The organism is uncultured Psychrobacillus sp. (assembly GCF_938022135.1).
GTDB lineage: Bacteria > Bacillota > Bacilli > Bacillales_A > Planococcaceae > Psychrobacillus.
Map to the genome: position 1 here is coordinate 33,558 of NZ_CALIED010000019.1, position 22,811 is coordinate 56,368.

A 22,811-nucleotide genomic window follows, 5' to 3' on the forward strand; every position below is an offset into this window, starting at 1 on the left:
ATACAAAGCTATAGGTGTCTGAAATTTATCGAATTATTACAAATATAACAGAGGCACCAATAGTAATATGTATAAATAAGAATTTACTGGAGGAAATTCTTAAAAACATAGGATTAAAACCTATAAAAATGATTAAATATAACAACTAAAATGTAAAAATAGAAAATAATGGATTTAAAAATACATTTTCTTTACAAGATAGACTATTCCTACACTTCACTATTTCAAATATGTTAAATTAAGATAGTGTAAAATTTGCACTAGCAACTTAAATAGGTTTGGAAGGAGCTTTATCATGCTTTGGAATAGTAAGAATGAGGAACAAGAGGATCAAAACTTCACTGTTCTTTCAAACAGAAAATCAAATGTAGTGAAAAAAGCTACTATAATGGTATTACTTATGTCATCTCTAACTTTTAATATGGCATTTGCTAATGAAGAGGATAATAAGGCTTTAAAAGAAATTTATCATATATATGCAGAAGGTCAGTATGTTGGGGCTATTTCCGATAAAACGGAAATGGAAAAGCTTTTTGATAAAAAAGTGCAAGAGAGTAGCTCCCAATATGACGGTCTTCAACTACAAGCAGGCAATAACCTAAAGGTTATTACTGAACAAGTTTATACTCCCTCAACAAACGATGAAACAACATTGCAAAAGCTTAACGATTTAATAGAAGTGGAAGCAACCGCGTTTGCCTTATCTGTCAATGACGAGATGGCAGTCTACGTCAAAGACATTGCAACATACCATGAAGTTATTAAAAAATTAAAACTTCAGTTTATCACAGAAGAAGAGCTAGCCACATTGGAAGCTAGAAAAAGTGTTACAGATAGCTTACCCGAATTACAAACTGGCGAAACTAGAATTGTAGATTTAATTTTAAAACAAGAAGTCTCAGGGGTTACGGTAGATGTGACACCCGAAAAGGTTGTATCTGCTGATGAAGCAGTTAAGCTTCTTTTAGAAGGAACTTTAGAGCAAGAAACCTATAAAGTTTCAGCTGGTGACGTACTTGGTAATATTGCAAGTAAATTTAATTTAACCTCAGCAGAATTATTAACAATCAATCCAGGACTTACAGATACAAGTGTCTTACAGATAAATCAAGAGCTTAATGTCACTGTACTTAAACCACTTATAAATATGGAAGTAGTTTATGAGAAAAAGGTAGAGGAAACTGTACCTCATACTAAACAAGTAATAGAAACAGATGAGATGTTCAAAGGTGATACAAAAGTGAAGCAAGAAGGTGCCGATGGAAAACGAGTGGCGACTTATTTGATTCGTCAAGAGAATGGTGTAGAAATTGACCAATCACTTTCAAATGAAACGATTTTAGAGCAACCTAAGGAACATGTTGTATTAAAGGGAACAAAAGTGATTCCATCACGTGGTTCTGGAGTGTTTGCATGGCCAGCAGAAGGTGGCTACATTTCTAGTAAAATGGGTTACCGTTGGGGACGTAAGCATGAAGGTATTGATATTGCTCGACCAAGTGGATTTAATATTAAAGCTGCAGATAATGGAGTAGTTGAAGCTGCTGGTTGGGATGGTACATACGGTAATCGTGTAATCGTTAATCATAAAAATGGGTATAAAACGACGTATGCTCATCTCTCCTCAGTTAGTGTAAGTGTGGGAGACGTAGTGCCACAAGGCTCAAAACTAGGCGTTATGGGGAATACAGGACGCTCCACAGGAACTCACTTGCATTTTGAAGTGAAGAAGGACGGAGTTACGATTGACCCCTTATCTGTGTTAAAATAAATATAAGTTAGAGACAGTCGCTAGCCGGCTGTCTTTTTATGTATTGTGAAATATTGAATTAGGAAAGAATTAAATTTCCTGGGAAATATTTCGACAAAGCTCGACCTTAAACTTTCAATTTCTACCCTCATTTTTTCTCACTTCTTTAATGATGCAAGGAGAGTAAAAGAATGATAGAGTAATGATATATTAATTGTTTAAAGTAATGTATTTGATTAAAATATAGCAGAAAAGGGCGAAAGGGGTTTAACAAGTGAGTAAAAAAATACTAGTAGTGGATGATGAAAAGCCGATTGCTGACATACTACAATTTAATTTGAAAAAAGAGGGCTATCAGGTTTTCTGTGCATATGATGGCGATGATGCATTGAAAAAAGTAGACGAGATTCAACCAGATCTCATGCTGTTAGACATAATGTTACCTAACAGAGATGGAATGGAAGTTTGTAGAGAAATTCGTAAACGCTTTAGCTTTCCTATCATAATGCTAACTGCTAAAGACTCAGAGATAGATAAGGTCTTAGGGTTAGAGCTAGGTGCAGATGATTATGTAACAAAGCCATTTAGTACAAGAGAGTTAATAGCTCGAGTTAAAGCTAACATGAGAAGACACCAAACCATTCAAGAAGATAATGAAGTAGTTACTAATGACATTACTATTGGTCCACTAACTATCCAACCGGATGCTTATTTGGTATTAAAAAGAGATGAAACAATTGAATTGACTCACCGTGAGTTTGAACTCTTACATTATCTTTCTAAACATATTGGACAAGTAATGACAAGGGAACATCTATTACAAACAGTTTGGGGTTATGATTATTTTGGTGATGTCCGTACTGTAGATGTTACAATCAGACGTTTACGTGAGAAAATTGAAGATAATCCTAGTCATCCAAACTGGATTGTAACTAGACGAGGCGTTGGTTACTATTTAAGAAGTCCTGAGCAGGAGTAATTCGATGCATAAGGTTGGTTACTTTAAATCAGTTCATGTAAAGATTGTGTTGATTTATGTTTTACTGATTTTAATAGCTATGCAAATAATTGGTCTATATTTTGTCAAGGGATTGGAGCATACATTAAAAGAAAACTTTCAACAATCTGTTAAGGATCGCGTTGGTGTATTAGAGTTTAGTGCAAGAGAAGAACTTGTTAAAATACGGGTAGAAGAAGACCAAACATTAGAACAAAGCTTACGTTCTATTTTGAATGGTCTTAATTCTGATGATATTAAAGAAGTTCGAGTAATCGATGCGAAATATCAAATACGAGCTACCTCAGATTCGAACAACCAAGCAATCGTTGGACAAAAGTCGTTAGATGAGCTAGTCCATAAATCTATCACGGCAGAAGAAGATTTTGATAGCATCGCCTCTAAATCAGGAGAACGTGTATGGATATTAGTAACGCCAATTATTTCACAGGGTGAGGTAATTGGAACTCTTTATATTGAATCGAATATTGAAAATGTATTTGGTCAAATGAACGAAATAAACCAAATCCTCGCAGTGGGTACGGCAGTAGCCCTTGTAATCACAATTGTACTAGGTATTCTTATAGCACAAACGATTACAAGACCTATATCGGAGATGAGGAAACAAGCACAGGCTATGTCTAAGGGCAACTTTTCTCGTAAGGTAAGAGTTTATGGAAATGATGAAATCGGTCAGTTAGCACATGCATTTAATCATCTAACAAATAGGCTGCAAGAATCCCAGTCGACTACAGAAGCTGAGCGTAGGAAACTTGCCTCTGTTTTAACTAATATGACGGATGGAGTAATAGCCACTGATCGAAAGGGTAGAGTTATTTTGATCAATGATCCTGCCCTAAGGCTCTTGCGCATACCAAGAGAAATGGTTCTCAACAGGCCTATTATTTCAGTGCTTGGCATTGATAGCATTCATTCCTTCGAAGATCTCATTCATTCAAAGGAATCCATGAATTTAGATTTCAGTACCCAGGAACGACCATATATACTTCGTGCGAACTTTTCAGTTATCCAAAAAGAAACTGGTTTCGTAAATGGTTTAATCGCTGTTTTACATGACAATACCGAGCAAGAGAAGATTGATATGGAACGTCGAGAGTTTGTAGCTAATGTATCGCATGAACTTCGAACTCCTTTAACTACTATGAGCAGTTATTTGGAGGCACTAGCGGATGGAGCATGGAAGGATGAGGAGATAGCACCGTCATTTCTAATGGTTACGCAAACGGAGACCCAACGAATGATTCGATTGGTAAATGACTTACTACAATTGTCTAAGATGGATAGTCGTGACTATGATTTGAATAGAGAAATCGTTAATTTTAATCTATTTTTCAATCGTATTATTGATCGTTTTGAACTGTCTAAATCACAAAATGTTACGTTCCAACGTATGCTTCCAGATACGCCGTACTATGTAGACATTGATACAGATAAGTTAACTCAAGTAATCGATAATATTATATCGAATGCGTTAAAGTATTCCCCAGATGGAGGGAATATTCGATTTGGCATAGCAGTCAAAGATGAGTGGTTACAAGTGATGATATCAGATGATGGTATGGGAATACCTTCTGAAAATGTAAATCGCATTTTCGATCGTTTTTATCGAGTAGACCGGGCTAGAGCCCGTTCAATGGGAGGGACAGGGCTTGGCCTAGCCATTGCCCGGGAAATGATTGAAGCCCATGGAGGTAAGATTTGGGCAGAAAGTGAAGAAGGTCATGGAACTACTATATTCTTTACTTTAGAAATACTGTTGGATGAAGAAGGTGAGTGGGATTGAAGTATATTGAACCAGTAAAATCTATTATTTTATTATTACTAATACTGCTTAGTCTTACACTTACCTTTACGATTTGGACCTATTCACCAAAATATGATACTACTGAACCACCTGTCGTTAATATATCGATTGCAGAGAAGAAGAAGATGGAAGATGTTATAAAACCGTATCGTTTGCTGATTAGTCAACCCGAAAATCTAAGAGGCTCCTATTCGATCGTAGATATCAATAATGTTATAAATCCCATGAAAAATTGGGAGATTGAAACGGTGAAACTGTATAGTAATAATACGAATGCGGGGCAGGTAAATGAATTAATCAACAAGCCATATACGAGTACATTGTTTTTTCAAGCAGATATACCGATAGAATCTTATAGTTCGATTTTAAAGTTTTTAGATCCTATCTTTCCTAACTCTTCTTTTAATCGTCTAGTTATAGATTGGTCCTCGAAAAGTGTGGACCAAAGAGTAGAGGAAAAGGAATCTGATCAAGGGGCTACTTTGTATTTCATAAGCACCACCTTGAATAAAATCTATACGGCAAATGTGACGAAGGAAGATATCTTTGGTTTCTCTGAGCGTATGGTCAAGACTTCCAATGCTATGCTGGAATATAAAGAAATCGTAAGAGAAGGCAAATTATCCTTATATACTACAAGTAACCCTGAAAAGGTTGTTCAATATACTTATTTAGTGGAAGAGATTGATACGAATAGGTTCAAAGATGCCCTTTTTAATATACCAAGTTTAGTTGTTCGGCGAAGTAACCCAGTAGGATCAGGAGAACAATATACGGATGATAACGCATTAATGACTGTAGACCCTATTTCTAAAAGGTTAAGCTACGTTCATCCAGCATCAGAAGGTGAATTTCTTGGTAAATCATCGGAACTTTTATATAATAGCTTAAGCTTTGTAAATGAGCATGACGGTTGGACTGATGATTATCGATTTAGTAGAATGAATAAGAATGCGAGTCAAGTAAATTATCAACTGTATTTTGATGGGTTGCCTGTATTCAGTAAGGATATGTTGACTACAGAAATAGTTCAAGTTTGGGGAAGTAATAGAGTTTATCGTTACAATAGACCGTATTACACGTTAAATGCTCTACCGATAACTTCCACTGATTTAGAGTTACCTTCCGGTCAAAATGCATATGAATTACTTAGCTTAGCCCCAAATTCACAAGTCTCTTTAATAGAGGATTTAGTACAAGGCTATTATATATCCAAAGACGAAGACCAACCTTTATTTACTTTGGTGCCCTCTTGGTATTATCAAGTTAATGGATCATGGTTAAGACTATCTCCAGAAACTATAGGAGGTGGCACCTATGGATTGGAATAAAACGAAGACTATTTTTATCATTGTTTTTTCTATCTTGAATGTCTTTTTGTTTTCCTTATATTTGAATAGATATACAGCAGGTCAAAATATAGAAGTTTTAAGCTCTACCACGACAGAGGATCGTCTAAAAGTAGAGAACATTAATGTGTCAAAAGCTTCTAGTGTTACTGTGGAAGAAGCCTATTATGTTTCTGGTAGTGTTCATAACTTTAAGCCAGAAGAAATAGAAGAATTAGAAAATCAAACAGTTGAATTTAAGCCTGATGCACAAATAGTCGGCACATTTATAAAACCTATACCAATAACCGAAGAGAATTCCATCGAAACTCTCATCAGTGATAATATATTTAAAGGTTCTTCATATGGATTGTGGAAAATAGACGAGGAAGCTCGTATGGCAATTTTTTTTCAAAAAGTAAATGATCGTCTTGTCTATTACAATCAAAAAGCTAAATTAGTAGTCTATTGGAATGAGAATAATGAACTCATAAGCTATGAGCAAACCATCCTAGATAACTTAGAGGATTATAGTGAGTCTAAAAATCTATTGCCTACTATTCAAGCAGTTTCAAATCTATATTCCAAAGGTTTGCTAGTTGCCAATTCAACCGTTACAGATATTAGTCTGGGCTATTTTACATTAGTCCAACAAGCCGAGACGCAGGTATTTGCACCAACTTGGCGAATACTTGTGGAACGTGAGGACGGAACTATAGATGAACACTTTGTAAATGCGGTAGAAGGAAGAATTATTGAAATACCAACAGAAGTAGATTCATCAGCAGTAGAATAAGGAGTTTTGATGATGAAGTTTAGTGTATTAGCTAGCGGGAGCAGCGGAAACGCCATCTACGTAGAAAACGAGAAGCATTCTTTTTTAGTTGACGTAGGCCTAAGCGGCAAAAAAATGGACGAGCTCTTTCAAGGAATTGGAAGAGAAATAAAAAATCTTTCTGGTATCTTCATTACTCACGAGCATAGTGATCATATAAAGGGGCTCGGTGTATTAGCTAGAAAATATGGTGTACCAATATACGCCAATGAAAAAACATGGGGAGCAATGGATTCACTTGTTGGAAAGGTGCCCTTAGATCAACGTTTCACTTTTGATATGGAATCGGTGAAAACGTTTGGCTCTATGGATATCCAATCGTTTGGTGTCTCCCATGATGCTGCAGATCCGATGTTTTATATATTTCATGAAAATGGGCGCAAGCTTGTTTTAATTACAGATACGGGATATGTAAGTGATCGCATGAAGGGACATATTAAAGGAGCAGATGCCTTTGTCTTCGAAAGCAATCATGATGTCAGTATGCTACAAATGGGACGCTATCCTTGGTCGGTCAAACGCAGAATACTAAGTGACGTGGGACATGTCTCTAACGAAGATGCTGCGGTAGCTATGAGTGAGGTAATTGATTTAAAATCAACTAATGTGTACCTCTCACATCTTAGCAAGGATAATAACATGAAGGACCTAGCAAGAATGAGCGTTACCCAAACCTTACAATCGTGTGGTATCATCGCAGGTGAATATGTTCACTTACACGACACGGATGCAAATCAGCCAACTGAATTAGTACTAGTATAATTATAAAGTTCCAGGAGCCTAAAAGCTTTTGGAGCTTTTTTTAATTTAATTTTAGATTATTTTCATTTAATTTTAATGTTTAGTGGGTAAAGTAAGCTTACGAACATATTGTTTAATGAAAGGGAGAGTGCAATGGGTTACTATAATTCATATGGTCCTGAACAAGAACCACCAAAAGTAAGAAATAAGGATAAGAAAAGAGGAGTAGTAGGTTATTTCTTCAGTGGATTAGCAGGAGTCCTAGTAGGAGCTCTTCTAGTTTGGTTTTTAACTCCTTCTGTTGTAAATAATTTACCTTCCCAAACAGAAGGTGAAGCAACGACAAGTAAAACAACTAAAACAGAGCAAGTAAGCGTAGATATTACTACGGATGTAACCGGAGCAGTAGAAAAAGCCTCGGCGGGAGTAGTCGGTATTACTAATATTCAATCCGTAAGAAATTTCTGGAGCCAAAGTTCCACGGAGCAGGAGGCTGGCACTGGTTCAGGAGTAATCTATAAAAAAGAAGGCGGAAAAGCATATATCATTACGAACCATCATGTAATTGCAGGTGCAGAAGCATTAGAAGTGACATTAAAGGATGGAGTAAAAGCAGACGCAAAATTAGTCGGAAGTGACATGTGGACAGATCTAGCCGTGTTAGAAATAGACGATAAAGGAATTGAAACAGTTTTAGAGATCGGAAACTCAGATACATTAAAGCAGGGAGAAACAGTTATTGCTATTGGTAATCCTCTCGGCTTAGACTTTTATGGTTCAGTTACTACTGGTGTAGTTTCTGGTACGGACCGTGCTATTCCAGTGGATATCAATGAAGATGGGACTGTGGATTGGCAAGCAGAAGTTTTACAAACGGATGCAGCCATTAACCCGGGTAATAGTGGTGGAGCATTGATTAATTTAGCCGGTCAGCTTATAGGCATCAATTCGATGAAAATCTCTGAGTCAACAATAGAAGGAATTGGCTTGGCTATTCCAGTAAACTCCGCAATGCCTATAATTGAAGACTTAGAAGTCAATGGTAAAGTAATTCGACCTTCTATGGGTGTTACACTTATCGATTTAACAAATGTTCCAGCATTTCATCAACGAGATACTTTAAAACTACCTGCAGAAGTTACTACTGGGGTTGTTGTAGATGAAGTATATGAAGGAACACCTGCAGCAATTGCTGGTATAAAAACCTATGATGTCATTGTAGAAATGGATGGAGAAAAAGTGGAGAATTCCATCGATCTTAGAAAGCATCTATATAATGAAAAAGATATTGGTGATAGTTTGGACGTCAAGGTGTACCGTCAAGGAGAAATAGTCGAATTAACTTTAACATTAAAGGACTCCACTCAGTTATAGACATGTGGATAACTAAAAAGTAGCAACAGAAGTTTTACACAACGAGTATGGAAAGAAAAGCTTGTCTTTCCTACTCGTTTTTTCTTTGTTAAAATAGACTGTGGATAACAATAGAAAAAATGTGTATAACTATGTTAAGTAATTTTAAAGAGAAAGGGAGTTAAATAGTGAGAATATTCAGTTGCGAAACCCATATAAATCACGCTTTAGATATCTTTGTAGCAGAGGAAAAAACATTCCCAGTGATGGAGAAATTAAATGAGGAAAAACAGTTATCCACAAGTTGTACCTATTGTAACAATTCTGCAATATATCTTGTGGCTCATGAAAATGACGACACAACATGTAGATAAGTGTTGTGGATATGTGGATAAGTGTTGTTAATAACTTGTTTGTAAATGAAATGTAAAGGTGGATAACCTGTGAATATACAAATTATATCAGTAGGTAAGCTGAAGGAAAAATACTTGAAAATGGGGATTGAAGAATATACAAAGAGACTGGGAAGCTATGCAAAAATAGATCTTGTCGAAGTAGCAGATGAAAAAGCTCCTGAGAATCTGAGCGAGGCAGACATGGAAATCGTAAAGAAGAAGGAAGGAGACCGTATCCTAGCAAAAATCGGTGCAGACACATATGTCATCGCTTTAGCTATCGAAGGAAAGATGAAAACCTCTGAACAGCTTGCTGCAGATATCGAGTCGTTAATGACTTATGGAAGAAGCAAAATAGCTTTTGTAATAGGTGGTTCTCTAGGATTGCATGAAGAAGTTATGAAGCGAAGCGACGAAAAGTTATCCTTTTCCAAAATGACTCTACCACACCAGCTTATGAAGCTCGTTTTAGTGGAGCAGATTTACCGAGCATTTCGAATTATGAAGGGCGAACCGTATCATAAATAGATGAGGTTTTTAAAATAACCACCTAGAACGTTAATTTATCAGCGTTTTAGGTGGTTATTTTAATTAAGGATTTGTTGAATTTCCATCTTAACGCTACGTGTTATAAAATTTATTCAGTTAAGGCCTCATTACTTGTCGGTTTAATTATATTTTTTTGTTGATTTTCTCTCGGTACATCTCCCTCTGCTCTCCAAACCGTACCCCTGCGTTCATACTCTAACAGTTGCTCCACTGCGTGTGCTATACGGGGACCTAATTCTCGCTCAACTAGGTAAAGGGCAACATCGAGTCCCGAAGTAACGCCACCGCCAGTAACAATATTACCATCATCTACAATTCTAGCATTAACCGGAATCGCATTTGTAGCACTTAAAAGCCCCATCCCCATGTGGTGGGTAACAGCATGCCGGTCTTCTAACAATCCACCCATTGCTAAAATGAGAGAACCACCGCAAACTGCTGAAAGCAATAGATCTGGTTTCTTAATAGCTTCAATGAGTAAATTACTTAACTCTGTTTCCGTTGCTTGTTGTAATTTAGCTGGGCTCGAATCTGGTCCATCCTCGTGAACCGAACCAAATGCTCCTGGAATAAGAATAATTCCTTTACTGTTTATATCAAGTTTACCGCTAGCTTGAATAGGTAAGTGATTTACCCCGCTTGGTACCATTCGTTCCCCTTCAGGAGAAACGAGTTGAACGGTGATGTCTTCATTTGCGTACATCGCTGCAGCAGTAAACACTTCATAAGGTGCAATAACGTCTAATAAATCAAATCCATCAAACAATACAATTTGGATATACAGAATATTACCTCCATTTAAAATGATTTTTATTCGATAATGTCTTTACTTTGTAAGTAAATTTTTCAGTCGTTGATATTCCGACTCAGTTAGGTCCCCCTCAATTACAAGGTCTTTAAGACGGTCAATTTGCTTGGAATGCATATAACGACAGCGTATTGCGTATATGCGAACCGCTACAATACAGAATAGTGTAAGGCAAAACAAAGCACCGAATGGAAAGAATGAGAAAGTTTGATCTTCAATACCCATTTGTAAATCCTCCCTTAATATAGTTAAAGTGTGGAGTATTTCAAATAGATGATGATAGCTCCACAATGAAAGAATAACCTTTGAATGTCTCAAAAGAGGGTATGAAACAATCACAAAATCATCACAATCCATCGGAAAACTTATTCTTTAATGTAAAAGTGATAAACTAAAACTATATTTTAATTTTGTTAATTTGTATCTATGGGAGTCGTCTGAGGAAAGGTGGAATTTTCGTAATGGAAAGATATACGGTTTTAGTCGTTGACGATGACATTAGCATTGTTGAACTATTGAGAGATTTCTTAGAAAATGAAGGCTTTTATGTGAAAACGGCTTATGACACTAATTGGGCACTCGTCGCCCTGAAACAAAGTACAATTGATTGCCTCGTCCTAGATATCATGATGCCGGGTCAAAATGGTTTTGAGTTATGTCGGCAGATCCGTATGGAAAGTAATGTGCCAATTCTATTTTTAAGTGCTCTGAGTGATGACGTAGATAAAATTCGTGGATTAGCACTTGGAGGAGACGATTATATAGTCAAAACTGCTTCGCCAGGAGAGATTGTTGCAAGAGTAAAGGCTGTATTAAGGCGATCCAGTTCTAAGCAAGAATTCAGAAAGGTCTTAGATTATGGACGTCTCTTATTGGATCTGTCCACAAGAGAAGTATTTATAGATGGGCAATCCATATCACTGACGCCGAAAGAGTATGATTTGCTGCAACTGTTCGCGGAACATCCAAAATATGTTTTTTCATATGATCAATTACTCGGAAAATTTTGGGAAGGGATTGGTGATAAACATACTATTCGTGTCCATCTAAGCCGACTTCGGGAGAAAATTGAAGCTGATCCGAATAATCCCCAATTTATAGTTAACGTATGGGGTATAGGTTATCGCTTCAAAGGAGAAAAAAGTGAAAACTATTCGCATTCGTAAATTTACCATTCTTAGTTTATTAATTATACTTATTTTCCCGTGGATATTTTATGTAGGTGGGCATTTTCTTGAAACAAAGTCATTCAATCTTGGAATTCCGACCAATTCAAAAATTACACAAATAGTTGCGGGAATTACGGGTCTACTATTGGCCTTTTTGATTGTGGCCTATACAATGCGAAGATATATTCTCCTCCCTTTAGAGAAAATGAGCCTCTGTGCTCGCCAAATTGCAGATGGAGATTTAGATATCCAAATCCCTTCTTCAAAGATTTCAGAAATTGCTGAAGCCCATGATGGGTTTAATGTTATGGTCGATAGTTTAAAAAAATCTTTTGATAAACAAGTTGAATTGGAAGATGAACGGAGGTTTGTGATTGCTGCTGTTGCGCATGATTTACGGACACCGTTATTTGCCTTACGGGGTTATTTAGACGGCCTAGAGCAAGGTATTGCTGATTCGCCTGAAAAGAGAGCAAAGTATTTGGCAGTTTGTAAGGAGAAGTCAGCGCAGTTGGACCGACTTGTAGAGGAGCTTTTCACGTTTGCGAAGACAGAGTACCAAGAAATGGTACGTGGTGAAAATAGGGTTGATCTGATACTTGTTCTCAAGAAATCGATTGAAAGCTTAAGCCCTCGGGCTGAGCAAAAGGATATCTCTATCATTGTAAATAATTTGACAAGTGATTGTAATATTAAGGGCGATTCACACTTATTAGAGCGAGCATTGAATAACTTAATAGATAATGCGGTCAGACATACACCTAGAAATGGTGAAATTTATATCAATTGCAATAGAGATGAAACATGTGTGATCTTTACGATACAAGATACAGGGGAGGGGTTCTCTGCAGAGGATCTGCAAAGAGTTTTTGAACCGCTATATAGAGGGGAAGCATCAAGAAATCGCTCAACGGGAGGAGCCGGATTAGGATTAACTATTTCTCAGCGAATTATTAAACAGCATGGCGGGGACCTAGTTGTAGGAAATCATCCAAAAGGTGGAGCATACTTAAAAGGCTGTATACCCTTGGATACTTAATTATCAGTGCTCTTAATGCCTGAAGGATAGACCGTTCACTAAACTTAAGAATTTTTTTCAATATCTAGACTGAATTTGTGATAGGGAGAAGTATATTATTTCTAAAAGAACAAACTGGAACGATATTGTCACAATATTCTAGCTGGTAAGATGGTAACAATTTAACAGTATTAGTATACCAGTCATTAAAGGAATATAAATTCCTCTTGAAATGGGAAATCCCTATTCAAAATTAAGAAACAAAAAAGCAGCATCTCACAAGGAGATGCTGCGGTAGAATTCTTTGTTCCTGAAGAACTCTAATGGGTTTGGCACCCAATAATGCTAATTTGCCTAATCTAAAGTTACCATTATTCGGTGTCAACGAGAGTTGTTTATTACTTATATAATATAGCATAGCAATCCGTGATATCGTTACTAATTATGTATTCTGTGTATAGAATACATAAAAATGAGGCCACATTCGATTTATACAAATCGCACTTATTTAATAAGAGAACCACCAAAAATATTGATCCAACATGTTTTGGTGGTTTAAACGTAAACGAGTTGTATGAAGCTTCCATATTAAGGTCGGTAGGTATTCAAGTTATTTGTTTATAGTGTTATGGAGTAATTGCTAAAGGTACCCCAAACCTCCTGTTTAAATAATGACGGATAAATGGACATAAAGTTAACGATTATTAAGGCATAATCTAAACTTGGGTATAGGTCAAATAAAAACCTATCGCCATATCGAATGGTTGTTAATGCAAGTGGTAATTCGCGCCTAAAAACTTCATTCCGCTTTGTTGCTGCACTTAAGTCGTGATTTTCTTTATCTAGATATAGATATACGTTGTAATTTAAACTATTTCCTTGTGTTTTCCAAACGCCTAGTACTTCGTCTCTCATTTCAGTATTAATTTTATCCCATGCAAATTGTGTTCCAATTGTTAAGAATAATTCTCCAGTGAAATCAGAGTGAGTCAGTGTGTGACTTCTGGAAATGATGGGTCCTGTAGCTGAAACACCATCTCGATATTCAACAGTGAGTTTATCTGGATTTAACTTACTCATGCCACCAACTCCAATCGTTTTTTTACCAATATGCTATTTTTTAGTTTGAGGTTGGTTAAAAGACACAGATGTAATGATTTTAATTGGAGGAGCAGAAGTAAAAAGGATAGCAGAGACCAAATAGGTCAAGTTATCCCTTCCAATGTTATTGAATTTTGCAATAAACCTCAAAAGCGTCCTAATTTTGTTAAGCTACTGTTACTTAGTAGTTCTTCATAAAATAATGAGTAAGTTGGTAAATTGGATAGAATGACATAATTCAGGTTTTTTTCACAATACCTAGGGGTGAAAAAATCGCTAGAGTTAAATACCGAGATAAAGACATTGATCTCATCGCAGGGTGAACTGGGAATGAAAATTAAATAAAAAAAAGGTCGATTTTCTACATTAATAGAAAATCGACCTTTTAAAATCTTACTGTGCTGTTAATCCGCCATCAATTACGAATTCTGAACCTGTTGAATAGCTAGATTCATCAGAAGCTAAGAATAGTACCATGTTTGATACTTCCTCTGGTTGTGCAACGCGTTTTAAAGGAATGTGTTTAGCGAATTCTTCAACCGCTGCTTTTGTATCTTCTTGCACAACCATTGGTGTAGCGATTACACCTGGATGTACAGAGTTTACGCGAATGCCCATTGGAGCTAAGTTAATTGCAGCTGCTTTTGTCATACCACGTACGGCAAATTTAGTATCAGTGTAACCAACAGCCCCAGCAACTAAGCCGTTCATAGAAGAAATGTTGACGATGGAACCGCCACCAGCTTTCATCATGGAAGCTGCTACTGTTTTCATACCTAAGAACACGGAAACTTGGTTAATGTCAACGATACGACGGTATTCTTCTACTGTAATATCCAGCATATTTTTAGCCATTGTAATACCGGCATTGTTTACTAAAATGTTTACTGGACCAAAAGCTTCTTCTGCTTTTGCAATAACGGTAGCCCAATCCTCTTCAGATGTTACATTTTGTTTTACAAAAAGCGCATTCTCACCTAACTCAGCTGCAAATGCATTTCCTTTTTCCTCATTTAAATCTGTTAAAATGACTTTTGCACCGTGCTCAACGAATAATTTTGCATGTGCTGCACCCATACCTTGCGCAGCTCCTGTAATAATTGCAACTTTACCTGATAAACGACTCATGTAAATGGCCTCCTAAGTTTCATATAAAGTGATAGCTGACTATCACTTTTATACTTACTAGTAAACAACTTAACTGTCAAAATGTCAATTCCTAAGTCCGTTACTTATTATGGTCGGATGTAACGTAAAAAAACATCCTTCATCATTAATAATTGTTTTTCTGCAGTAAGTAACGACGAAAGATAGGCATCATGCTTTGTCAGCCTTGATTTATAAGCGAATATACTAAAATTTTGAACCATCGTCATCATAAATACTTGCAAATCGGCATCAGATCTTAAACTACCATCTTGCTTGCCCTGATCACCTACTGTTAATAAAATACCTGCCAATTTGCTGCGTGCAGATAAGTATTCTGCATATTGATCAGGTGATTCCTCCGCTATTTTTTCATATAAATCAAATGACTCAAAAAACTTCGCTAAACGTAGCTGTGGATCCTTCGTTACATTTATATAATAATCTAAAATCTGCTCTATTTTTTCATATGCAGGGATTGTTTGCTCCACAATCTCCCCTACATCTGTAGCCATTTTATCCGTAATAGCATTTGTAGCAGCTATCACTAAATACTCTTTTTTAGGGAAATAACGGAATAACGTTGCTATTCCAACGCCAGCAGCAGTCGCGATATCTTGCATTTGTATAGTTTGTATACCTTGTTCCAAAAATAAGTCTGTTGCAATCTTGATAATGTTTTCACGACGTTGTTGCTTTTGTTGTTCTCGTTTACTCATCTCTACTCACTCCAACTGTTCTTCATACCTTGATTGTAACATGTTTAATCGTATGAACTCCTAATCACATCCGGATAAAAAAGGTAAGACAATAAAAAAACCAACCTTATGGGGTTGGTTTTTTTGTTATGAAAGATGTTAATAACGTTTAATCTAATTGAGTCGAAGCCAATTCTCTTATTTCGTATTAGTTTTTGGTACTTTTACTGGTTTAAAAATGGAGAGTAGGAAAATAACTAAACCTACAATACCAATACCTAAAATTATGTTGAATGATTGGCCAGTATAGAACCCACTTCCAAAGTAGAAAATATCACGTAAACCCTCAGAAGCAAAACGAATCGGTACCCATGGACGAATGAAGTTGACGAAGAAACTTGGAAGCATTTCTTGTGGTGTCATTAGAACACCCATACCTAATAGCATGACAACCATGAATAATGTAATGGCTGGCTTTCCGATCCATGCAGTAATAGCGGATACTAATAAGAAGAAACAGAACGCTGCAAACGATACAAAGAAAGCAACTAAGAGGTAGCTTGGCATATTAATACCAGCCAAAAGTGCCAGTGTTGCAACGGTAAAGCCCGAGAATAAGGCAATAATAACACCAAATAAAATCTGTCCACCTATCAGGCGTAATGTTTGTTTACGTGTGAGCATTTCCTTTTTAAGTATGTTTGAAGATGCTAAAAATACAATGAAACCACCGATTAATGCACCTACCCACGCAGGTACGGCCAGTAATGTTGGTGCACTGCCATTTGCTGTAGCAGTAGAGATCGCATTAAATACTTTTTCTTCAGACACAATAGGGTTTACAAGCACGGGTGCTTGATTAACATCGATTTGTTGATCACCTATTTGTGCTACAAAGTTTGTTGAATATTGGTTACTAATTTGAGTAATTAAACCATTTAAAGCAGTTTTCGCAAAGTTTGCGCCAGTCATGTTAAAGCCTTGGTTAATATATACTTTTAATGTTGCTGGTGTGTTGTTTACCATGGCATTTTGTACGGATTCATTAAAACCTTCAGGAATAACTAAAGCTGCATAATATTGTTTATCCGCAAATAATTTTTCAATATCTGCTTCTTTTTCATTAGTAAAAGCAATCGTTGGCTCTTTGCCATCCATCCCTTTACTCATTTGTTCAGCTGCTGCCCTCACAACGTCAACGTGTTCGCCCTCATCACTTGTAATCAGTGCAACGGGTAGATTTTTTACTTGTGGATCTCCTTGAGCAAATAAGTTTAAGGAGAATAGCGCAATTATTAATATAACAGCGATGGGTGCAGCCCATGCTAATTTTTCTTTAAATAGTCTCAATCGATTTCGTCCTTTCTAATTTTCAAGATGTTGTTTATTAGTGTGCTTTAGTATGCGTTTATCTTATAATTTTTATGAAAGTAAAAGCAATGAACAAAAGTGAACAAGATGTTGAGTTTTGATGGAAAGGTGATTTATATGAATATTTATGAAGAGAAGAATCGTAAAACGAAACAACTTATTCAGAAGTCATTTATGCAGATTTTAGATAATAAGTCGTTTGAAATAATTACAATAGGGGATATTACGAAACATGCAAAAGTTAACCGAGGGACATTTTATTTGCACTATAAGGATAAATTCGATTTACTGGATCAAATAGAACAGCAGTTATTTGCAGATCTAGGGAACCATATTGATGAATTACAATCGAATTATTCACCTACACATACATTTGAAAAAGAACAAGAACAACTAGCTGCCACATTATTCAGTTCTATTAAAATGCATTCGCCTTTATTAAAAATATTCTTAAGCAATCATGGCAGAGCAGGATTTCATCTTCGATTTAGAGCTGCCTTTTCAGAAAAAGTACGTGTTAATTTAGAGAGAAATGATAGCATTAATGCCAAATTAAAAGTTCCAATGGAATATTTTTTATCGTTTATCACATCTGCATTTTTAGGGTTAATCGAGCAATGGGTGCAAAATGATTTAGACAAAACTCCTCAAGAAATGACATCAATATATATTAACATTATTTCTTTTATTCAAAAGAAGTAGCGAGAGACATAAGTTCGAGAATAACATCTACTGGCGTACAGGATGAGTGTAATAGCTGCAGGTAGAATATAAAAAGAAAGGAGTTCTGCTATTATGGAGCAATGTTTGCTGTGTCATTTAGAGTTAGTGCCCTCACAAAACGTTATATTAAGTAATGAGTATTGTATGTTTTTACAACTTGACGAGGCTCGTGAGAAAGGTGTACAGCTTGAGGGGGCTGGTATTATTGTGCCAAAAATACATAGAGAGACAGCTTTCGATTTAACGAAAGAGGAATGGAATGCTACTTATGAGCTTCTACAGAAAGTGAAGCAATATTTAGATGAGCTTTATGAGCCAAGTGGCTATAATTTAGGCTGGAATTGTGGAGAAGTGGCAGGGCAGCATATAAATCATGCGCATTTTCATGTTTTGCCAAGATATAAGGAGGAAGCATTAGCTGGAAAAGGTATAAGATATATGTTCAAAGCGGAAAAAAATAAAAGAAATGTAATGGAGTTTAACGTATCAGAAGAACTTTAACAGTATTATTGACAAGGTACAAAAAAGTATATTTGAAATTTCTTACCATTTTATATAATATATTCTTATAAAAGAATGCCCGGAATTAAACGGGAGAGGTTCATAGCTAATACCCTCTATAAAAAACTATGGAAACATGACAATTCGCCATGTCCATATAGGACGTGGCTTTTTTATGTTTAATGCATATGTTTTATTAGAATGATTGTTAAGGCCTCTCTGGAGAAATGTCGGGACCATTTTTAAGGAGGAATTTTAACGCATGACTAATTTTAGAATAGTTGATAAGCTACAAATAATCGAGGAAGATATTCAAAGTAGTCAGCTGAAATACCATTCAAAACGTGTTCTTGTTAGCAAAGAATTTACTTTTGATGCTGCTCATCATTTGCATAACTATGAGGGTAAATGTAAAAATCTACATGGTCATACGTATCGCGCTGTACTAGGTTTAAGTGGCTATACGGATGAACGGGGCATTGTGGTTGATTTTGGAGACATCAAGGAGATTTGGAAACAGAAAATAGAAATTTATTTGGATCATCATTATATAAATGAAACACTACCACCGATGAACACCACTGCAGAAAATATCGTCGTTTGGATTTATGAGAAGTTGACGGAAGCCTTACTTGATGAACAACGGTTTAATGGGACACGTGTGGAGTTTATCAAGCTGTATGAAACTCCTACAAGCTATGCTGAGGCGAGAAGGGAATGGATGGAGGTTGAGTAAAGTACCTGTTATAGAGATTTTTGGTCCTACAATTCAAGGTGAAGGAATGGTAGTTGGCCAGAAGACTATGTTTGTACGCACTGCCGGATGTGATTATTCCTGTTCCTGGTGCGACTCATCCTTTACATGGGATGGCAGTGGCAAGCATCTTATCGTACAAATGACAGCAGAAGAGATCTGGTCTGAGTTGAAACGCCATGGAGGCAACGGTTTTTCATTCGTCACGATATCAGGAGGAAATCCGGCACTTCTTCGTCATCTGGGAGCTCTTGTTGCCATTTTAAAAGAGAATAATATTAAGATTGGCGTTGAAACCCAGGGAAGTAAATGGCAAGATTGGTTGTATGAAATAGATGAACTGACAATTTCTCCGAAGCCACCTAGCTCTGGTATGACGACAGATTTTTCTGTGCTTACTAGTATGTTGAAAAAACTGAAAGATAGAAGAAACAACCAGCATATATCTCTTAAAGTCGTCCTATTCAATCAGGAGGATTATACCTATGCTAAAGACGTTCATCTCCGATACCCAACTATTCCTTTTTATCTACAGCTAGGAAATGATGATATTACTTCAAAGGATAATATACATTTAGTTAGCCATTTATTAAAGAAATATGAAATGCTAATCGATCAAGTGATGATGGATGAAGAATTAAAGAACGTTAAAGTGCTGCCTCAGTTACATACACTCATCTGGGGAAATAAAAGAGGTGTATAGCTCTTCTTATAGATACCGACGTTGGCCATTTAGAATATAGTAAGTATGAAGTTCCTTTTAAAATAAGGCTATGTTAAAGGTACAGGTTGATTTAAAATACACTTAAAAAATGAGCTAGGATATTTTCTCCTGGCTCATTTTACTTTGATATTGTTTTTTACTAACGCACACGTTAGTTGAATAACTAAGCTTATTTGTGATCCTCAATAGTTTCAATGTCACTGAGAAAAATTAAACCATTTCTTTTTATCGTGTATCCAACAAAGTATGTCTCACCTTTCTGAATTAAATTCATTACCATTGGTTCCCTAACAATTACGTTAATCTCTTCTTGATATCCCACTGGAATATTGGGTTGAACAACTTGCAAAATATGTGCTTTGGTACTTTAATTCGTATGCTCCGTGGAAAGAATCCTAATTCGATTCATTCGTTTTTTTGGAAAAGGATTCTATCCGGATTGTAAGCCTATCTTAATAGGACCTTTACTTTTAAAAAAAAAATAAAAATAATACTCATATTCTATTAGGAGTAAATGTTAGTAATTCATTTTCATACCTTAATGGTTGACTGAGAACTAAATGTATAGAATAATAAAACTATACATTAGAATTATTATAAGATAATTTTAATACTTATGAGAAATAATAAATAATACATAGGAGGCTATAAATCATGGCATTAATAGGTAAAGAAATTGCACCATTCACTGCAAAAGCATTTCAACAAGGTGAATTTATCGACGTATCTTCTGAAAACTTCAAAGGTAAATGGTCGGTAGTATGCTTCTATCCTGCAGATTTCACTTTCGTATGTCCTACAGAGCTAGAAGACTTACAAAATGAATATGCAACATTAAAATCTTTAGGAGTTGAAGTTTACTCTGTATCGACAGACACTCACTTCACACATAAAGCTTGGCATGATACTTCCGATACTATCGGCAAGATCGAATACATAATGATTGGTGATCCATCCCACACAATTTCTAAAGCATTCGATGTATTAAATGAAGAAGATGGCTTAGCAGAGCGCGGTACTTTCATCCTTGACCCAGAAGGTATTGTACAAGCTTACGAAATTAACGCTGGTGGTATCGGTCGTGATGCATCTACGTTAGTAAACAAAATAAAAGCAGCTCAATATGTTCGCAACAATCCAGGCGAAGTTTGCCCAGCTAAATGGCAAGAAGGCGGCGAAACTTTAACTCCAAGCTTAGACTTAGTTGGTAAAATCTAAGTTTCTAAGCTATATAAACTAGAGCGAGATTTAAGCGGCAAGTGCCTGTTATGAAATTATTTTCAGACAGCCTTGTCGCTATTTTTTATTAGGATTACAAAGAAAAAAGAAATAAGCGTATTAAAAAATTATGAATAGAGGTGAGGGGCTGCTCGTTGAGGATAACATATAGATTTATTATTTAATGATAGTTATATAATTTTCTGACTATAATAATTCTACATGTCAGCGACAGCGAAGTTTATGCTATTAGATGCAAACTTGAAAGCTCAGTTACAACAGTATTTAGCATTATTAGAAGGTGAGATAGTTATCAAAGTAAGCGTAAGCGATGATAAGGTATCCAATGATATGCTTGATCTTGTAACGGAGTTAGAAAATATGTCTCCGCTAATTACTGTACAACATGCATTACTAGAGCGTACTCCTAGCTTTAGCATTAATAAGGTGGGGGAGGAGTCAGGTGTAACATTCGCAGGCTTACCACTTGGCCATGAATTTACATCATTAGTACTAGCCTTATTACAGGTTTCTGGTCGTGCTCCAAAGGTAGACGAGTCAGTGATTAAACGCATTCAAGCAATCAAGAAACCTATGAAATTTGAAACGTACGTGAGCCTGACTTGTCACAATTGTCCAGACGTTGTGCAAGCATTGAATATTATGTCTGTGTTAAATCCAAATATCTCTAACACAATGGTAGAGGGTGGCACGTTCCAAGACGAAATTAAAGAACGTGACATTATGGCCGTACCAACAGTTTATATGAACGGTGAGAACTTTGGTGGAGGGCGTATGGAGCTTGAGGATATTTTAAACAAGCTTGGAGAAGCGTCTGACGGCTCTGAATTTGGAGACGTTGAGCCGTTCGATGTATTAGTAGTTGGTGGCGGTCCGGCAGGTGCCTCAGCCGCAATCTATTCTGCTCGTAAAGGTATTCGCACAGGAATTGTAGCGGAGCGCTTTGGTGGCCAAGTAAATGACACATTGGCTATTGAGAACATTATTGGTACCAGAGCTACAGAAGGTCCACAATTTGTTTCAAGCCTAGAGGCACATGTAGCGGATTACAATGTAGATATTATGAAATCCCAACGAGTTACAAGTATTACTCGTAACGAGATGGTAGAAGTAACTTTAGAAAACGGTGCAGTATTGAAAGGAAAAACAGTTATTCTTTCAACAGGGGCACGCTACCGTCAATTAGGTGTACCGGGCGAGCAAGAATTTAAAAATAAAGGCGTAGCATATTGTCCGCATTGTGATGGTCCTATCTTCAAAGGGAAAGATGTGGCAGTAGTTGGCGGTGGAAACTCTGGAGTTGAAGCAGCAATTGACTTAGCGGGTATTGTTAATCATGTTTACCTATTACAACGGAATGCAGAGCTAAAGGCTGATACAGTATTACAAGAGCGTTTACATAGTCTATCTAATGTAACGGTTTTAACAAATGCCTTAACACAAGAAATTACAGGTACAGATAAAGTGAACGGGTTAACTTATTTGGATGTTGTGTCTGGAAAAGAAGAGCATATTGAGCTACAAGGGGTTTTCGTACAAATTGGTCTACTACCGAACACAGAATTTTTAAAAGGTATAATTGATTTAAATCAAAATAATGAAATCATTATTAATAAGCATGGTGCGACAAGCATGCCTGGCGTATTCGCAGCAGGTGACTGTACGGACACAGTATACAAGCAAATCATCATTTCAATGGGTTCAGGGGCAACCGCTGCACTTGGATCATTTGATTATTTGATACGTAACACGACGCCTCAACTAGTTAATGGTTAATATCTTACTA

The 22,811-nt window shown here is 36.4% G+C and carries 22 protein-coding genes, 1 pseudogene and 1 riboswitch; of the genes and pseudogenes, 17 read left to right on the forward strand and 6 right to left on the reverse strand.

Going from position 1 to position 22,811, the window contains the following annotated elements:
* Positions 1-295: 295 nt before the first annotated feature.
* The 9 genes from Q0371_RS04230 to rlmH all read left to right on the forward strand — a co-directional run bounded on the left by Q0371_RS04230 (position 296) and on the right by rlmH (position 9,752).
* Positions 296-1,771 carry a M23 family metallopeptidase gene (locus tag Q0371_RS04230; RefSeq protein WP_298468670.1) on the forward strand — a complete coding sequence of 492 codons (1,476 nt, stop codon included), beginning with the start codon at positions 296-298 and terminating at the stop codon, positions 1,769-1,771.
* A gap of 253 nt (positions 1,772-2,024) precedes the next feature.
* Positions 2,025-2,729, forward strand: coding sequence for a response regulator YycF (gene yycF, locus Q0371_RS04235; RefSeq protein ID WP_169359808.1), 705 nt, complete (start codon positions 2,025-2,027; stop codon positions 2,727-2,729).
* A 4-nt stretch (positions 2,730-2,733) separates the two neighbouring features.
* A complete protein-coding gene (gene walK / locus Q0371_RS04240) occupies positions 2,734-4,551 on the forward strand; it encodes a cell wall metabolism sensor histidine kinase WalK (protein WP_169359807.1) in 1,818 nt (605 codons plus the stop codon).
* On the forward strand, positions 4,548-5,903 hold the full coding sequence (gene yycH, locus Q0371_RS04245) for a two-component system activity regulator YycH (RefSeq protein WP_169359806.1): 1,356 nt from the start codon (positions 4,548-4,550) through the stop codon (positions 5,901-5,903). Before walK ends, yycH begins: the two co-directional genes overlap by 4 nt.
* Positions 5,890-6,696 (forward strand): two-component system regulatory protein YycI, encoded by an 807-nt coding sequence (gene yycI, locus Q0371_RS04250; RefSeq protein WP_298468674.1) that lies wholly within the window; start codon positions 5,890-5,892, stop codon positions 6,694-6,696. Before yycH ends, yycI begins: the two co-directional genes overlap by 14 nt.
* A gap of 12 nt (positions 6,697-6,708) precedes the next feature.
* Positions 6,709-7,497 carry an MBL fold metallo-hydrolase gene (locus Q0371_RS04255; RefSeq protein ID WP_169359840.1) on the forward strand — a complete coding sequence of 263 codons (789 nt, stop codon included), beginning with the start codon at positions 6,709-6,711 and terminating at the stop codon, positions 7,495-7,497.
* A gap of 132 nt (positions 7,498-7,629) precedes the next feature.
* A complete protein-coding gene (locus Q0371_RS04260) occupies positions 7,630-8,850 on the forward strand; it encodes a trypsin-like peptidase domain-containing protein (protein ID WP_298468679.1) in 1,221 nt (406 codons plus the stop codon).
* Between the two features lie 167 nt (positions 8,851-9,017).
* The gene (locus tag Q0371_RS04265; protein WP_298468682.1) at positions 9,018-9,203 is read left to right on the forward strand and encodes a CxxH/CxxC protein; all 186 of its coding nucleotides are present in this window, start codon (positions 9,018-9,020) and stop codon (positions 9,201-9,203) included.
* Between the two features lie 69 nt (positions 9,204-9,272).
* Complete coding sequence (gene rlmH, locus Q0371_RS04270) at positions 9,273-9,752, forward strand: 23S rRNA (pseudouridine(1915)-N(3))-methyltransferase RlmH (protein WP_169359802.1); 480 nt, start codon at positions 9,273-9,275, stop codon at positions 9,750-9,752.
* Positions 9,753-9,939: 187 nt separating this feature from the next.
* Here the strand turns inward: rlmH and Q0371_RS04275 are convergent.
* Both Q0371_RS04275 and Q0371_RS04280 read right to left on the reverse strand, forming a co-directional pair.
* A pseudogene (locus Q0371_RS04275) lies at positions 9,940-10,560 on the reverse strand (DJ-1/PfpI family protein); the annotation flags it as partial.
* A gap of 39 nt (positions 10,561-10,599) precedes the next feature.
* Positions 10,600-10,806, reverse strand: coding sequence for a hypothetical protein (locus tag Q0371_RS04280; protein ID WP_169359801.1), 207 nt, complete (start codon positions 10,804-10,806; stop codon positions 10,600-10,602).
* 236 nt (positions 10,807-11,042) lie between these two features.
* On the opposite strand from Q0371_RS04280, the gene Q0371_RS04285 reads away from it, so the two are divergent.
* Both Q0371_RS04285 and Q0371_RS04290 read left to right on the forward strand, forming a co-directional pair.
* The gene (locus Q0371_RS04285; protein ID WP_169359800.1) at positions 11,043-11,747 is read left to right on the forward strand and encodes a response regulator transcription factor; all 705 of its coding nucleotides are present in this window, start codon (positions 11,043-11,045) and stop codon (positions 11,745-11,747) included.
* The gene (locus tag Q0371_RS04290) at positions 11,725-12,789 is read left to right on the forward strand and encodes a HAMP domain-containing sensor histidine kinase (RefSeq protein ID WP_298468688.1); all 1,065 of its coding nucleotides are present in this window, start codon (positions 11,725-11,727) and stop codon (positions 12,787-12,789) included. Before Q0371_RS04285 ends, Q0371_RS04290 begins: the two co-directional genes overlap by 23 nt.
* 597 nt (positions 12,790-13,386) lie before the next feature.
* On the opposite strand, the gene Q0371_RS04295 is transcribed toward Q0371_RS04290, so the two are convergent.
* The 4 genes from Q0371_RS04295 to Q0371_RS04310 form a co-directional block, all read right to left on the reverse strand.
* Positions 13,387-13,848 (reverse strand): staygreen family protein, encoded by a 462-nt coding sequence (locus Q0371_RS04295; RefSeq protein WP_169359838.1) that lies wholly within the window; start codon positions 13,846-13,848, stop codon positions 13,387-13,389.
* A 414-nt stretch (positions 13,849-14,262) separates the two neighbouring features.
* Complete coding sequence (locus tag Q0371_RS04300; protein ID WP_169359798.1) at positions 14,263-14,997, reverse strand: glucose 1-dehydrogenase; 735 nt, start codon at positions 14,995-14,997, stop codon at positions 14,263-14,265.
* 107 nt (positions 14,998-15,104) lie between these two features.
* Complete coding sequence (locus Q0371_RS04305; RefSeq protein ID WP_298468695.1) at positions 15,105-15,734, reverse strand: TetR/AcrR family transcriptional regulator; 630 nt, start codon at positions 15,732-15,734, stop codon at positions 15,105-15,107.
* A gap of 177 nt (positions 15,735-15,911) precedes the next feature.
* Positions 15,912-17,063: an ABC transporter permease gene (locus tag Q0371_RS04310; protein ID WP_298468699.1), complete on the reverse strand. Its 1,152-nt coding sequence runs from the start codon at positions 17,061-17,063 to the stop codon at positions 15,912-15,914.
* A gap of 138 nt (positions 17,064-17,201) precedes the next feature.
* Between Q0371_RS04310 and Q0371_RS04315 the strand changes: the two genes are divergently transcribed.
* The 6 genes from Q0371_RS04315 (at position 17,202) to ahpF (ending at position 22,801) form a co-directional block, all read left to right on the forward strand.
* Positions 17,202-17,786, forward strand: coding sequence for a TetR/AcrR family transcriptional regulator (locus tag Q0371_RS04315; protein ID WP_298468702.1), 585 nt, complete (start codon positions 17,202-17,204; stop codon positions 17,784-17,786).
* Positions 17,787-17,879: 93 nt separating this feature from the next.
* Positions 17,880-18,308, forward strand: coding sequence for an HIT domain-containing protein (locus Q0371_RS04320; RefSeq protein WP_298468704.1), 429 nt, complete (start codon positions 17,880-17,882; stop codon positions 18,306-18,308).
* Positions 18,309-18,397: 89 nt separating this feature from the next.
* Positions 18,398-18,444: riboswitch (PreQ1 riboswitch) on the forward strand.
* Between the two features lie 126 nt (positions 18,445-18,570).
* Positions 18,571-19,044: a 6-carboxytetrahydropterin synthase QueD gene (gene queD / locus Q0371_RS04325; protein ID WP_298468707.1), complete on the forward strand. Its 474-nt coding sequence runs from the start codon at positions 18,571-18,573 to the stop codon at positions 19,042-19,044.
* The gene (gene queE / locus Q0371_RS04330; protein ID WP_298468710.1) at positions 19,037-19,765 is read left to right on the forward strand and encodes a 7-carboxy-7-deazaguanine synthase QueE; all 729 of its coding nucleotides are present in this window, start codon (positions 19,037-19,039) and stop codon (positions 19,763-19,765) included. The genes queD and queE overlap by 8 nt, the downstream gene beginning before the upstream one ends.
* A gap of 675 nt (positions 19,766-20,440) precedes the next feature.
* Positions 20,441-21,004 (forward strand): alkyl hydroperoxide reductase subunit C, encoded by a 564-nt coding sequence (ahpC, locus tag Q0371_RS04335; protein ID WP_169359796.1) that lies wholly within the window; start codon positions 20,441-20,443, stop codon positions 21,002-21,004.
* A 243-nt stretch (positions 21,005-21,247) separates the two neighbouring features.
* Complete coding sequence (gene ahpF / locus Q0371_RS04340) at positions 21,248-22,801, forward strand: alkyl hydroperoxide reductase subunit F (protein ID WP_298468762.1); 1,554 nt, start codon at positions 21,248-21,250, stop codon at positions 22,799-22,801.
* Positions 22,802-22,811: the final 10 nt, after the last annotated feature.

What these genes read in the sequence shown, in the direction of transcription:
- Q0371_RS04230 (WP_298468670.1), top strand. Translation starts at nt 296, where the DNA reads ATGCTTTGGAATAGTAAGAATGAGGAACAAGAGGATCAAAACTTCACT.
- walK (WP_169359807.1), top strand. Translation starts at nt 2,734, where the DNA reads ATGCATAAGGTTGGTTACTTTAAATCAGTTCATGTAAAGATTGTGTTG.
- yycI (WP_298468674.1), top strand. Translation starts at nt 5,890, where the DNA reads ATGGATTGGAATAAAACGAAGACTATTTTTATCATTGTTTTTTCTATC.
- Q0371_RS04255 (WP_169359840.1), top strand. Translation starts at nt 6,709, where the DNA reads ATGAAGTTTAGTGTATTAGCTAGCGGGAGCAGCGGAAACGCCATCTAC.
- Q0371_RS04260 (WP_298468679.1), top strand. Translation starts at nt 7,630, where the DNA reads ATGGGTTACTATAATTCATATGGTCCTGAACAAGAACCACCAAAAGTA.
- Q0371_RS04280 (WP_169359801.1), bottom strand. Translation starts at nt 10,806, where the DNA reads ATGGGTATTGAAGATCAAACTTTCTCATTCTTTCCATTCGGTGCTTTG.
- Q0371_RS04285 (WP_169359800.1), top strand. Translation starts at nt 11,043, where the DNA reads ATGGAAAGATATACGGTTTTAGTCGTTGACGATGACATTAGCATTGTT.
- Q0371_RS04295 (WP_169359838.1), bottom strand. Translation starts at nt 13,848, where the DNA reads ATGAGTAAGTTAAATCCAGATAAACTCACTGTTGAATATCGAGATGGT.
- Q0371_RS04300 (WP_169359798.1), bottom strand. Translation starts at nt 14,997, where the DNA reads ATGAGTCGTTTATCAGGTAAAGTTGCAATTATTACAGGAGCTGCGCAA.
- Q0371_RS04305 (WP_298468695.1), bottom strand. Translation starts at nt 15,734, where the DNA reads ATGAGTAAACGAGAACAACAAAAGCAACAACGTCGTGAAAACATTATC.
- Q0371_RS04315 (WP_298468702.1), top strand. Translation starts at nt 17,202, where the DNA reads ATGAATATTTATGAAGAGAAGAATCGTAAAACGAAACAACTTATTCAG.
- Q0371_RS04320 (WP_298468704.1), top strand. Translation starts at nt 17,880, where the DNA reads ATGGAGCAATGTTTGCTGTGTCATTTAGAGTTAGTGCCCTCACAAAAC.
- queD (WP_298468707.1), top strand. Translation starts at nt 18,571, where the DNA reads ATGACTAATTTTAGAATAGTTGATAAGCTACAAATAATCGAGGAAGAT.
- ahpC (WP_169359796.1), top strand. Translation starts at nt 20,441, where the DNA reads ATGGCATTAATAGGTAAAGAAATTGCACCATTCACTGCAAAAGCATTT.
- ahpF (WP_298468762.1), top strand. Translation starts at nt 21,248, where the DNA reads ATGCTATTAGATGCAAACTTGAAAGCTCAGTTACAACAGTATTTAGCA.